The organism is Streptomyces sp. SA15 (assembly GCF_002291145.1).
Taxonomy (GTDB): domain Bacteria; phylum Actinomycetota; class Actinomycetes; order Streptomycetales; family Streptomycetaceae; genus Streptomyces.
The window spans coordinates 1-12,282 of record NZ_NTGE01000036.1 but is presented as its reverse complement, the minus strand read 5'-3'; the positions used below and the strand labels follow the sequence as shown (position 1 = coordinate 12,282).

11 protein-coding genes are annotated in these 12,282 nt (G+C 71.4%); 8 read left to right on the top strand and 3 right to left on the bottom strand.

The genetic code is table 11. From position 1 onward, the window contains the following. Positions 1–13 precede the first annotated feature (13 nt). The 5 genes from CLM62_RS05685 (at position 14) to CLM62_RS05665 (ending at position 4,058) form a co-directional block, all read left to right on the top strand. Entirely contained in the window at positions 14–745 is a 732-nt protein-coding gene (locus CLM62_RS05685) for a hypothetical protein (RefSeq protein WP_095748760.1), read from the top strand. Between the two features lie 155 nt (positions 746–900). Then, entirely contained in the window at positions 901–1,767 is an 867-nt protein-coding gene (locus CLM62_RS05680; RefSeq protein WP_095748759.1) for a TIM barrel protein, read from the top strand. Positions 1,768–1,795: 28 nt separating this feature from the next. Further along, positions 1,796–2,689: a 2-hydroxy-3-oxopropionate reductase gene (locus CLM62_RS05675; RefSeq protein ID WP_095748758.1), complete on the top strand. Its 894-nt coding sequence runs from the start codon at positions 1,796–1,798 to the stop codon at positions 2,687–2,689. A 236-nt stretch (positions 2,690–2,925) separates the two neighbouring features. After that, positions 2,926–3,189 (top strand): hypothetical protein, encoded by a 264-nt coding sequence (locus CLM62_RS05670; protein ID WP_095748757.1) that lies wholly within the window; start codon positions 2,926–2,928, stop codon positions 3,187–3,189. A gap of 167 nt (positions 3,190–3,356) precedes the next feature. Next, positions 3,357–4,058: a TIGR04222 domain-containing membrane protein gene (locus tag CLM62_RS05665; protein WP_095748756.1), complete on the top strand. Its 702-nt coding sequence runs from the start codon at positions 3,357–3,359 to the stop codon at positions 4,056–4,058. A gap of 70 nt (positions 4,059–4,128) precedes the next feature. On the opposite strand, the gene gcl is transcribed toward CLM62_RS05665, so the two are convergent. Further along, positions 4,129–5,913 (bottom strand): glyoxylate carboligase, encoded by a 1,785-nt coding sequence (gene gcl, locus CLM62_RS05660; RefSeq protein ID WP_095748755.1) that lies wholly within the window; start codon positions 5,911–5,913, stop codon positions 4,129–4,131. A gap of 174 nt (positions 5,914–6,087) precedes the next feature. On the opposite strand from gcl, the gene CLM62_RS05655 reads away from it, so the two are divergent. After that, positions 6,088–6,777 (top strand): hypothetical protein, encoded by a 690-nt coding sequence (locus CLM62_RS05655; protein ID WP_095748754.1) that lies wholly within the window; start codon positions 6,088–6,090, stop codon positions 6,775–6,777. Between the two features lie 152 nt (positions 6,778–6,929). Here the strand turns inward: CLM62_RS05655 and CLM62_RS05650 are convergent, their stop codons facing one another. Both CLM62_RS05650 and CLM62_RS05645 read right to left on the bottom strand, forming a co-directional pair. After that, entirely contained in the window at positions 6,930–8,534 is a 1,605-nt protein-coding gene (locus CLM62_RS05650; RefSeq protein WP_095748753.1) for an AMP-binding protein, read from the bottom strand. After that, complete coding sequence (locus CLM62_RS05645; protein ID WP_095748752.1) at positions 8,531–10,201, bottom strand: AMP-binding protein; 1,671 nt, start codon at positions 10,199–10,201, stop codon at positions 8,531–8,533. Before CLM62_RS05645 ends, CLM62_RS05650 begins: the two co-directional genes overlap by 4 nt. A gap of 113 nt (positions 10,202–10,314) precedes the next feature. Here CLM62_RS05645 and CLM62_RS05640 point away from each other — a divergent pair, with 113 nt between their 5' ends. Together CLM62_RS05640 and CLM62_RS05635 are read left to right on the top strand one after the other, a co-directional pair. Beyond that, entirely contained in the window at positions 10,315–11,151 is an 837-nt protein-coding gene (locus CLM62_RS05640) for a response regulator transcription factor (RefSeq protein ID WP_095748751.1), read from the top strand. A gap of 143 nt (positions 11,152–11,294) precedes the next feature. Then, positions 11,295–12,282 (top strand): AAA family ATPase (locus tag CLM62_RS05635; protein ID WP_179381954.1); only part of this gene is annotated, 988 nt, incomplete at its 3' end.

Here is a 12,282-nt window from a genome sequence, read left to right as displayed (position 1 = left end):
GAGGAGTACGACGATGGCGAAGACGACCACGCGAGGCGGCGGCCCCGCCTCCGGCACCCGGCGCACCATGACCGCGGCCGCCCGCGCGGCTGCCAAACGCGCGGAGCGCGGCCACCGTGAACCGGGCCCGGCGACCGACGACGAGGAGCCCCTCGCAGGACGCACCGTGCTCGTCGAGGCCCCGAAGGACGGCTGGGACGACCCACCCGAGCCGTCACCGGAGTCGTTCGAGGAGGGGGACGCGCCGAAGGAACGGGGTGCGCCCCGTCGGCGACGGCTGCTCACCGCGGTCCTGGGCGTCCTGCTGGTCGCGGGGCTGATCGCGGTCGCCGTGCTCGGGTGGCGGTACCAGGAAGCCCGGCGGGCGGACGCCGCGAGGGCGGAGGCCGTCGCGGCAGCGCGGAAAGCGGCGCCCGTCGTGCTGTCGTACGACTACCGGCATCTGGATCGTGACTTCGCCCGGGCCCGCACCCATCTGACCGGCAAGTTCCGCGACGAGTACCGGAAGACCACGGCCACCGTGGTCGGACCGACCGCGAAGAAGTACCACGGCGTGGTCAAGGCGACGGTCGCCACGGCCTCCGTCGTATCGGCTTCTCCGGACAGCGTCAGGGTGCTGCTCTTCGTCAACCAGATCACCGAGAGCACCCAGGTCTCGGGGTCCCGCGTGGATCTGAACCGGGTGCGGATGACGATGACCCGCGCGTCCGAGGGCTGGAAGGTGAGTGCCGTCGACGCCCTGTGATCCTCCCTGTTCCGAAGCGCCCCCGCGCCGCCCGCGCGGGGGCGCCCTTTTTTTGCGGGCGCTCTTGACAGTCCTTCCTGACCACAGACAGTCTTCCATTAGGCAGAAGTTAGATTCCACATTACGGAATAACGAGGGAAGGGAGCGCCGACCCAATGCCAGGCTTTGGATGGGGCACAGCCGCAGAGCAGCGCTTCAACGTCAACCTGTCGATCCTCTTCACGGAACTCCCGCTCCTGGAGCGCCCCGCGGCCGCCGCCGCGGCCGGCTTCACCGCGGTCGAGCTGTGGTGGCCCTGGGTCGACTCCCCCACCCCCGAGCGGTCCGAGCTCGACGCCCTGAAGCGGGCGATCGAGGACGCGGGCGTCCGGCTCACGGGCCTGAACCTCTACGCCGGCCGGCTGCCGGGCCCGGACCGCGGCGCCCTGTCGATCCCGGGCGAGGAGTCGGAGCGGTTCCGCGCCAACATCGACGTGGTCGCCGACTTCGCCGAGGCGCTCGGCTGCGAGGCCCTCAACGCGCTGTACGGCAACCGCGTCGAGGGCGTGGACCCGGCCGAGCAGGACGCGCTCGCGCTGGAGAACCTGGTCCTCGCGGCCCGGGCCGCCGACCGGATCGGCGCGATCCTGCTGATCGAGGCCCTGAACCGGCCCGAGTCGCCGCGGTACCCGCTGGTGAGCGCGCCCGCCGCCGTGGGGATCGTCGACAAGGTCAACGACGCGACCGGGCTGGGCAACGCGAGGTTCCTGATGGACCTCTACCACCTGTCGATGAACGGCGAGGACCTGCCGTCGGTGATCGAGCGGTACGCATCGAAGACCGGCCACGTCCAGATCGCCGACAACCCCGGGCGTGGCGCGCCGGGCACGGGCTCGCTCCCTCTGGAGGACCTGCTCGGCCGGCTCAGGAAGGCCGGTTACGACGGCTGGGTCGGCCTGGAGTACAAGCCGGGCGACAGGACCGGAGCGGAGGCCTTCGAGTGGCTGCCGGCCGAGGCACGCGCGGCGCGCCGAACCCCCTGACATCGCAGAGCAGTTAGAGAGGCACCCCATGACCACCGCTCTCCCCAAGATCTCCTGGATAGGCCTCGGCATCATGGGCTCCCCCATGTCCGAGAACCTGATCAAGGCGGGTTACGACGTCACCGGCTTCACTCTGGAGAAGGAGAAGCTGGACCGTCTGGCCGCCGCCGGCGGCACCGCGGCCGGTTCGATCGCCGCGGCCGTCCGGGACGCCGACGTGATCATCACGATGGTGCCCGCGTCCCCGCAGGTCGAGGCCATCGCATACGGCCCGGACGGCATCCTGGAGAACGCCAGGTCCGGCGCCCTGCTGATCGACATGTCCTCGATCACCCCGCAGACCTCGGTCGACCTCGCGGGCGCGGCGAAGGACAGGGGCATCCAGGTGCTCGACGCGCCCGTGTCCGGCGGTGAGGCCGGTGCCGTCGAGGCCGTGCTGTCCATCATGGTCGGCGGCGAGCAGGCCGACTTCGACCGGGCGAAGCCGATCTTCGAGGCGCTCGGCAGGACCATCGTGCTGTGCGGTCCGCACGGCTCGGGCCAGACCGTGAAGGCCGCCAACCAGCTGATCGTCGCCGTCAACATCCAGGCGTGCGCCGAAGCCGTGGTCTTCCTGGAGAAGTCGGGCGTGGACCTGAAGGCGGCGCTGGACGTCCTGGGCGGCGGGCTCGCCGGATCCACCGTGCTGACCCGCAAGAAGGACAACTTCCTCGCCCGCGATTTCAAGCCGGGCTTCCGTATCGACCTGCACCACAAGGACATGGGCATCGTCACGGACGCCGCCCGCAACGTCGGCGCGGCCCTGCCCGTCGGTGCCGTGGTCGCCCAGCTGGTCGCGAGCCTGCGCGCGCAGGGCGACGGCGGCCTGGACCACTCCGCGCTGCTGCGGGCGGTGGAGCGCCTGTCGGGCCCCCAGCTCTGAGACCTCCGGGCGGTGCCTCCGCTGACATCTGTCCTGTCGCGCCCAGGCGGCGGCATCGCCCGGAATCCAGTCGGATCGCGGCGGCGTGCGAGCCAGTGCGGTGGTGAAGGTCCCGGGCCCGCTTCTTCGACCTGAGGGAAGCAGGCCCGCGGTTCCGTCGCATCCGCCGCGGTCCCTCCTTCGGTTTCCCGGGTTTCCGGCGTGCGGAACGGCCACGCCCGCAGGAGCCTGAAGGCATGGCACATCCAGCAGAACCAGTACACCCAGCACATCCGACGGAGCATCCGCACGTCATCGTCCACGCCCCGGCCCTGGACGGTTCCCGGCGCGTCACCTCGGGCGACGAGACGCTGGGGGTCGCCTCGCACGTCGACGACGTCAGCGAGATCCTGCGGCTGGCCGACCTGTACGTGACCGACGTCGAGCAGAGCGACCTCATCGAATGGCAGGGCGGCGGCCCCGACGACTGGCCGGGGCTCTCGGAGCACCACGAGCGGTGAGCCCCCCTACGCCACGTACGCCACCGGTCGTACGCCGTCTACGGAACCCTCAAATCAACCTCTGAACCGGCGTCGAGGGGCTTCAACCGCCCCCGGCCGTGGGCACATTCTCGTCACGTGGGGCCCGCCGGCACGGGGGCGGCGGGCTTCCACGCACGGGGGGTGTCATGGACGGCGGTACGACGGTCGAGCTGGAGCCGTACGAGGTCGCGCTGCTGCGGGGCGGTCCCCGCGCCGCCGTCACGGTCGCCGTCGTCGCCCTGCACCTGCGGGGCGCCGTCGAAGCCGGCCGGCCAGGCACACTGCGCAAGACCGGGGCGGCGTACTCGGCCGCGGGGGACGCGCCGCCCCACCGCCATCCCTTGGAGAAGGCGGTGCGCGTCGGCCTGTACCGGCCCGCGGGCATCAGGGAGTTGCTCAGCCGGGCGGTCGTACGCCGGGCGCTGGCGCGCATGCGGGCCGGCCTCGCGGCGGCCGGACTGCTGCGGTCGGTGATGCCGGGCCCGACCCGCGCCGCCCGCCGTCAGCTGGCGGACCTGCGGGAGCGGCATCCACTCCCCGACGGCCCCGACGGCCCGGACGGCCCGGACGGGCCGGCGGAGGAGACCGTGCTGCTCGCCGTCGCACTGTACGGCGACCGGGCCCTGACGGCTCTCCTGCCGCTCTTCACCCGCGACTCCGGTCTCATCGGCCGGGGCGCGCTCGCCGACGAGGGGCTCTTCCCGTTCGGCCGGGGCAGCGGCATCGGCAGGCGGGTCAGCGGCGACGAAGGCACGGCCGCGGACGGCGACGGCGGAGGTCACGGGTACGGGTACGGCGGCGGAGGCGATTACGGAGGTGGCGGCGGGGGCGGCGGCGGCTCGGACTGAGCGGACGCATGGTGAGGGGCGGCCCATCCCCCGGGTGGACCGCCCCTCACCTGCGGGTTGCAGGTAGGTGTCAGACCTTCAGCGTCCTGATCGAGGTCGGCGCATGCCCGGGCTCGGTCGCGATCTCCTCGAACTCCACGACATTGCTGATGTCGTTGGTCGTCGACATGGAGATGTTGGTGACCCGCTCCAGGATCGCCTCGACGACGACCGGCACCTGATGCTCGGCGGCCAGCTTCTTCGCCTGCTCGAAGGCGGCGCCCAGCTCGTTCGGGTCGGTCACCCGGATCGCCTTGCAGCCGAGGCCCTCGGCGACCTTGACGTGGTCGACGCCGTAGACGCCCAGCTCGGGCGAGTTGATGTTCTCGAACTCCAGCTTGACCTGGAAGTCGATGTCGAACGCCCGCTGCGCCTGCCGGATCAGGCCCAGGTAGGCGTTGTTGACCAGGACATGGACGTACGGGATCTTGTGCTGCGCCCCGACGGCCAGCTCCTCGATCATGAACTGGAAGTCGTAGTCGCCGGAGAGTGCGACGACGGAGGCCTCCGGGTCGGCCTTCGCGACGCCCAGCGCGGCCGGGACGGTCCAGCCGAGGGGGCCCGCCTGGCCGCAGTTGATCCAGTGCCGCGGCCGGTGGACGTGCAGCATCTGGGCGCCGGCGATCTGCGAGAGGCCGATGGTGGAGACGTACCGGGTCTCGGGGCCGAAGGCCTTGTTCATCTCCTCGTAGACGCGCTGCGGCTTGATGGGGATGTCGTCGAAGTGCGTACGGCGCTGGAGCGTGGCCTTCCTCTCCTGTGCGGCGGTGGCCCAGTCGGAGCGGTCGGGCAGCCGGCCTGCCGCCTTCGCCTCCCCTGCCACCTCGACGAAGAGCTCGAGCGCGGCCTTGGCGTCGGAGGCGATGCCGTAGTCCGGGGCGAAGATCCTGCCGATCTGGGTGGGCTCGATGTCGACGTGGACGAACGTCCGTCCGGCCGTGTAGACGTCCAGCTTGCCGGTGTGGCGGTTGGCCCAGCGGTTGCCGATGCCGAGGACGAAGTCGGACTCAAGGAAGGTCGCGTTGCCGTAGCGGTGCGAGGTCTGCAGGCCGACCATGCCGGCGTTCAGCTCGTGGTCGTCGGGGATGACGCCCCACCCCATGAGGGTGGGGACGACCGGGACGCCGGTCAACTCGGCGAATTCCACCAGCAGTTCGGCGGCGTCGGCGTTGATGACACCCCCGCCGGCCACGATCAGCGGGCGTTCGGCGGCGTTGAGCATGCCGATCGCCTTCTCGATCTGGGCGCGGGTCGCGGCCGGCTTGAAGGCCGGGAGCGGTTCGTACGTCTCCGGGTCGAACTCGATCTCGGTGAGCTGGACGTCGATCGGCAGGTCGATGAGGACCGGGCCGGGGCGGCCGGAGCGCATGAGGTGGAAGGCCTGCTGGAAGACTCCGGGGACCTGCGCGGCCTCCAGGACGGTGACCGCCATCTTGGTCACCGGCCGCGCGATCGAGGCGATGTCGACGGCCTGGAAGTCCTCCTTGTGGATCACGGCGGTCGGGGCCTGGCCCGTGATGCACAGGATCGGGATGGAGTCACCGATGGCCGAGTACAGCCCGGTGATCATGTCGGTGCCGGCCGGGCCGGAGGTGCCGACGCAGACGCCGATGTTGCCGGGATGGGTGCGGGTGTAGCCCTCGGCCATGTGCGAGGCGCCCTCGACGTGCCGGGCGAGGGTGTGGTGGATGCCGCCGGAGGCCTTGAGTGCCGCGTAGAAGGGGTTGATCGCCGCGCCCGGAACACCGAACGCGTCCGTGACGCCTTCGCGCTTGAGGATCTCAACTGCCGCGCGGGCAGCGGTCATTCGAGCCATGGAGTACTCCTGCTTCGGCTGTCGGATTGCGCACCCGTCGCGCCCCGCGGTGAGCTTCTTCCGCATCTTCCGTATAGTGGAATTAGGTTTCTACTATCTGGAAGTAATGTAGGTGGGTGGCCAAAGGGCGTCAAGAGACCCACACAGGGGCGCCTCCTGGAGCACCATGGGCCCATGTCCGAGAGCATGTCGGTGCGCTGCCCGGCCTGCGGCCACGAGCATCTCTACGCCGCGCCGTCGTATCCCTGCGTGTGCGGAGCCCCGGTCGCCCCGCCGCTGGACCGGCATGCGGCGGCCACGACCGTGACGCACCGGGTGTGGGACGAGGAGTGGGTCGCCGTGCGCTGCGCCGCCTGCGGCCGCCGGAACCAGTGGCCGCGACCGGAGCTGGGCTGCCCGTGCGGCACGACACTGCGCATCCCGGTGAGCGGCGCGCCCGCCGCGGGCCACGCGAACCCCGAAGCCGCCTGCCCGGCACCCCGGCGCGCCTTCCAGCCCATGGCGATCCGTACCACCGGGGACGCGGTCACGGCGGTCGCGCTGTATCTGCGCCGACTCGGCTACCGGGACATCCGCCGGGCCGACCAGCAGCCCCCGTCCGGCATCGGCCTCGCCGCCCGCGGCGTACTGGCCCAGGTGGACCCGACCCTGCGCCCGGCGTCGCCGGGTGACGTGGAGTGCCTGTGGCTGACGGCCATGACGGAGTCCGTGATCTGCGTCTACTTCTCCCTCGCCGGCTACACCGACACCGCCCGCTCCAGCGCCGACACCCTGAGCGTCCCGCTGTTCGTCCTCGACCTGACGGGGACGCCGCGCGCGATCAACGACCCCGCGGACCGGCTCGACGCGTCGGGGACGGCGTGAGACGTCAAACCCGGGTGCGGCGTCGGTAGTAGCGCACGGTGACGATGCCGAGCAGCGGCCCCCAGGCCACGATCGGCAGGTAGCAGGCGGTCATCAGCCACTCCCCCCAGGGCTCGATGTCCATCTCGGCATGGAGGGTCGTCCACGCAGGATCAGACCTCAGAGGTAGGGCGCGTCGCCCACTTCTCCCGCAGTTCGACCTTGCGCACCTTTCCCGACACGGTCATCGGGAAGGCGTCCAGGATCTGGAGCCGGCTCGGCACCTTGTAGTGGGCCAACCGCCCCTCGCAGAACGCCCGCAGCTCCGCCGGCGTCAGCGGGTCCGCCGGGTCGCGCGGGATGACGCAGGCGAGGACCTCCTCGCCGTAGCGCTCGTGCGGGACCCCGACGACCTGGACGTCGGCGATCTTGGGGTGGCCGTACAGGAACTCCTCGATCTCGCGCGGGTAGATGTTCTCGCCGCCCCGGATGATCACGTCCTTGATGCGGCCGACGATCTCGACGTAGCCGTCCTCGCGCATCACCGCCAGGTCCCCGGTGTGCATCCAACGCCCCGCGTCGACGGCCTCGGCGGTCTTCTCGGGCTCGTTCCAGTAGCCGAGCATCACGCTGTAGCCCCGGGTGCACAACTCGCCCGCCGCGCCCCGGGGCTGGGTCACTCCGGTCGCGGGGTCGACGACCTTGACCTCGATGTGCGGCAGGACGCGGCCGACCGTGGCCGTGCGGTGTTCCAGGTCGTCGTCCATCCGTGTCTGGAGCGACACGGGGGACGTCTCCGTCATGCCGTAGCAGATGGAGACCTCCGCCATGTGCATCTCGGCGACCACCCGCTTCATCACCTCCACCGGGCAGGGCGAGCCCGCCATGATGCCGGTGCGCAGGGAGGACAGGTCGTACGCCGCGAAGTCGGGGAGGTTCAACTCCGCGATGAACATGGTCGGGACGCCGTACAGGGACGTGCACCGCTCCTGCTGGACGGCCTCCAGGGTGGCCTTCGGGTCGAAGGAGGGGGCCGGGATGACGATGCAGGCACCGTGCGAGGTCGCGGCGAGATTCCCCATCACCATGCCGAAGCAGTGGTAGAAGGGCACGGGGACGCAGATCCGGTCCTGCTCGGTGTAGGCGAGCAACTCGCCCACGAAGTACCCGTTGTTGAGGATGTTGTGGTGGGACAGAGTGGCCCCCTTGGGGAAGCCCGTCGTGCCCGAGGTGTACTGGATGTTGATCGGGTCGTCGCAGGACAGGTCCGCGTACAAGCCGGGGGTGCCGCGCCCGATCAGCGCCTCCCAGCTCGGGTCGCCGAAGTACACGACCTCGCGCAACTGAGGGCACCTGCCTCGCACTTGGCCGACCATCGCCCGGTAGTCGCTGCTCTTGTGGCTGAGGGAGGCGAAGAGCAGGGAGATCCCGGCCTGCTTGAGGACGTACTCGACCTCGTGGGTGCGGTAGGCCGGATTGATGTTCACCATGATCGCGCCGACGCGGGCGGTGGCGTACTGGACGAGCACCCACTCGGGGCAGTTGACCGCCCAGATGCCCACCCGGTCGCCCTTGGCGACCCCGGCGGCGAGCAGCGCGTTCGCCAGCTTCTCGACGTCCGCGCCGAATTGGGCGTACGTCCAGCGCCGCCCGGAGGGGACGTCGACGAGTACCTCGCGGTCCGGCCAGGCCGCCACCGCCCGGTCCAGGTCGGCCCCAATGGTGTCGCCGAGCAGGACCGTCCCGCTCGTCCCGTGTGTGTACGACAGTCCGGTCACCGGAAGTCCTCCTCGCGGTACTCGGCGTCCGAGCCGGCCGCCGTGGCCTCGCGCAGTTCGATGCGGCGGATCTTGCCGGAGACGGTCTTGGGCAGCGGGGCGAACTCCAGGCGGCGGACGCGCTTGTAGGGGGCGAGGGTCTCCCGCGAGTGTTCGAACAGCACCTTCGCCGTGTCGGGTCCCGGCTCCCAGCCGTCCGCGAGGACGACGTATGCCTTCGGCACCGCGAGCCGCAGCTCGTCCGGCGCGGGCACGACGGCCGCCTCGGCCACGGCCTCGTGCTCCAGCAGCGCGCTCTCCAGCTCGAAGGGGCTGATCTTGTAGTCGGAGGCCTTGAAGACGTCGTCGGCTCGGCCGACATACACGATGTATCCGTCTTCGTCCCGGTGTCCGATGTCCCCGGTGCGGTAGTAACCGCCCGCCATCGCCTCCGCCGTACGGTCGGCGTCGCCGTGGTAGCCGGTCATCAGGCCGACGGGCCGCGCGGACAGGTCCAGTGCGATCTCGCCCTCGTCCGCGCCCGGCGCACCCGACGCCGGGTCGAGGAGCTCCACCCGGTAACCGGGGCTGGGGCGGCCCATGGAGCCGGTCTTCAGGGGCTGGCCGGGGCTGTTGGAGACCTGGACGGCGGTCTCGGTCTGGCCGAAGCCGTCCCGGATGGTCACGCCCCAGGCCCGGCGGACCTGTTCGATGACCTCGGGGTTGAGGGGCTCGCCGGCGGCTACGGCCTCGCGCGGCGGGGTGCGCAGCTGGCTCAGCTCGGCCTGGATGAGCATGCGCCACACGGTCGGCGGGGCGCAGAAGGTCGTCACCCCCGCACGGTCCATCTCGGCCATCAGACGGGCCGCGTCGAAGCGCGTGTAATTGTGGAGGAAGACGGTCGCCTCGGCGTTCCACGGCGCGAACAGGTTGGACCAGGCGTGCTTGGCCCAGCCGGGCGAGGAGATGTTCAGGTGCACGTCACCGGGCTTGAGGCCGATCCAGTACATGGTCGCCAGGTGCCCGACCGGGTAGGAGACGTGGGTGTGTTCGACCAGTTTGGGGCGGGCCGTCGTACCGGAGGTGAAGTACAGCATCAGCGGGTCGTCCGCGTGGGTCCGCCCGTCGGGGGTGAAGCCGGCGGGGGCGGCGTACGCGTCCTCGTACGGCAGCCAGCCCGCGGGCGCGCCGCCGACGGCGATACGCGTGTAGCCGCCGGGCACGTCGTCGAACTTGCCGGTGTCCTCCGCGCGCACGAGCACATGCCGGACGTGGCCGCGCTCGACCCGGTCGCGCAGGTCGGCGGGGCCGAGCAGCGGGGTGGCCGGGATGACGACGGCGCGCAGCTTCATCGCGGCGAGTGCCGTCTCCCACAGCTCGGTCTGGTTGCCGAGCATGACGAGGACGCGGTCCTCGGCGCGGACACCCCGCGCGCGCAGCCAGTTGGCGACCTGGTCGGAGCGGGCGGACATCTCCTCGAAGGAGACCCGCGTCTCGGCACCGTCCTCCTCGACGATGTGCAGCGCGGTCCGGCCGTTTCCTTCCGCGACGACGTCGAACCAGTCGAGCGCCCAGTTGAAGTGCTGCGGCCGGGGCCAGGCGAAGCCCTCGTAGGCCGTGGCGTAGTCCTCGCGGTGTACCAGCAGGAAATCCCGCGCGCTGCGGAAGAGCTCGGTCGCCGTCGTCATTCGTCCTCCTCGGTCCCGGACCTTGCCGGGCGGCTCTGTGTCATCGTGTAATCCGTGACGCAGGTCTCACTACCCCCGAACGGGGGTGTGCGCCGCCATGAAGGGACGAGCGGGTGACGGGAGACGGTGCCGGGACGGCGGAGATACGGAGTGCGCTGGTACGGCTGCGGCGCACGACCGGGCTTCCGGTCGCCTTCGGCGGCCTGGTGGACTCCGGGCGGCAGCGGATGCGTATCAGCGAACTGAACGGCACGGCCACGCCCGCGCTCAGCGCCCTCGCGGTGACCTCCGGCCACGGCCTCGGCGGCAAGGCGGTCGCCCTCGCTCGCCCGTGCGCCGTGACGGACTACTCCTGCTCTCGGCAGATCAGCCATGAGTACGACGCCGCCGTGGCCGCCGAGGGACTGCGCTCGGTGCTGGCGGTGCCCGTCGTCGTACGGCGCCGGGTGCGCGGGGTGTTGTACGGCGCCCTGCGGGACGCCCAGCCGTTGGGCGACCGCACGCTGACGGCGGCGGTGGATGCCGCGCGGGACGTGGAGCAGGCGCTGGTCGTCGCGGACGAGGCGCGGGGGCTGATGGCGGCGGCGCGGGTGGAGCCGGCCCGGGCCCCTGCGGAGGGGGCCGTGTGGGAGCAGGTCCGGGAGGCGCACGCGGCGCTGCGGGCGCTGGCTCCGCGGATCGCCGACCCGGCGGTGCGGGCGGAGCTTCTGGACGCCTGCGGACTCCTGACCGCGGGGACCTCGCCGTCGGAAGGGGTGCGGCTGGCGCCCCGTGAGGTGGATGTGCTGGCGTGTGTGGCGGCCGGAGCCACGAACGCGGTGGCCGCCGAACGGCTGGGCGTGACCACGGAGACGGTCAAGGGGTATCTCCGCTCGGCCATGCGGAAGCTGGGGGCACGGACACGTGGGGAGGCGGTGGTCGCCGCACGTCGGGCGGGGCTGCTGCCGTGAGTTCCGGAGGCATGTCATTCATGCGTCGGCGCTGTGAATTTCCTTATGCTCCCCCGGCTGTTATTTCCCTCACCACTCCTTCCGTCCGAATTTCAAGAGCCGTTGCTTAATATTGGCCAGGACACGACACAGGGAGGGGAGCGGTGACCGTGCGACGGGACTTCAAGGAGCCTGCCAGATGCCGCCCCGACCTGGTGATCGGTAGGGAGGAGCTGTTCACGGCGGCCCGTGAGCAGCTCGTCGGCGGCGGCAGCGTGCTGCTGCACGGCCCCGCCGGAATAGGAAAGTCCACCGTGCTGCGGGCATTGGCCGCGCATTATGGGGGCGCGGCCCGGACCGTGCTGCGCTGCTCGGCGACGGAGTCCGAATCCCATCTCCCGTTCCTGGCGCTGGCCGACCTCCTCGGCCTGGTCGCGCACGAGGTGGCCGACCGGCTGCCCGCCGCCCAGCGCACCGCCCTTGAGTCGGCGCTCACCGGCCGCGGCGAGTCCACCCTGCAGAGCGACGGACTCGCGCTGCGCCTGGCCGTGCTGTCCGTTTTCCGTGCGCTCGCCGCCGAGGGTCCCGTACTGGTCGTCGCGGACGATCTGCAGTGGCTGGACCCGGCGAGCGCGGAGCTTCTCGGCTTCGCCGCCCGCCGCCTCGGCGACACCCCGGTCCAGCTGCTGTGCGCGGTACGGACCGAGGGACAGGAGTACGACCGCCATCTACGCGCGTTGCCCCCGGACAGCCAGGCCATCCGCCTGAACCCGCTCTCCCGCGCCCAGGTCTCCGCGCTCCTCGACCACCGCGGCTACACCGGTCTGCCGCGCTCCACGGTCCGGGACATCCACCGCACCAGCGGCGGCAACCCGCTCTTCGCTCTCGAACTGGGCCGCGCGCTCGCCGAGAACCCCACCCCGCCCCGGCCGGGCGAGCCGCTGCACGTGCCCACCTCGCTGCGGGCCCTGGTGCTCAGCCGCCTGGAGATGCTGTCGGCCGAGGCCCGCCGCACCCTCCTCGTGGCCAGCGCCGGCGCGCGCCCCACGCTGGCCCTGCTGCACGCGGCCGGCCGGGAGAACGCCGAGGCCGAGACCGCCCAGGCGGCCGAACTGGGGCTGCTGGCGACCGAGCCGGAGGGTCCCGCCGTAC

Excerpts from the sequence above, each read along its gene's own strand:
- CLM62_RS05665 (WP_095748756.1), top strand. The coding sequence starts at position 3,357 with ATGGACGGCGGTACGACGGTCGAGCTGGAGCCGTACGAGGTCGCGCTG.
- CLM62_RS05685 (WP_095748760.1), top strand. The coding sequence starts at position 14 with ATGGCGAAGACGACCACGCGAGGCGGCGGCCCCGCCTCCGGCACCCGG.
- CLM62_RS05670 (WP_095748757.1), top strand. The coding sequence starts at position 2,926 with ATGGCACATCCAGCAGAACCAGTACACCCAGCACATCCGACGGAGCAT.
- gcl (WP_095748755.1), bottom strand. The coding sequence starts at position 5,913 with ATGGCTCGAATGACCGCTGCCCGCGCGGCAGTTGAGATCCTCAAGCGC.
- CLM62_RS05655 (WP_095748754.1), top strand. The coding sequence starts at position 6,088 with ATGTCCGAGAGCATGTCGGTGCGCTGCCCGGCCTGCGGCCACGAGCAT.
- CLM62_RS05645 (WP_095748752.1), bottom strand. The coding sequence starts at position 10,201 with ATGACGACGGCGACCGAGCTCTTCCGCAGCGCGCGGGATTTCCTGCTG.
- CLM62_RS05680 (WP_095748759.1), top strand. The coding sequence starts at position 901 with ATGCCAGGCTTTGGATGGGGCACAGCCGCAGAGCAGCGCTTCAACGTC.
- CLM62_RS05675 (WP_095748758.1), top strand. The coding sequence starts at position 1,796 with ATGACCACCGCTCTCCCCAAGATCTCCTGGATAGGCCTCGGCATCATG.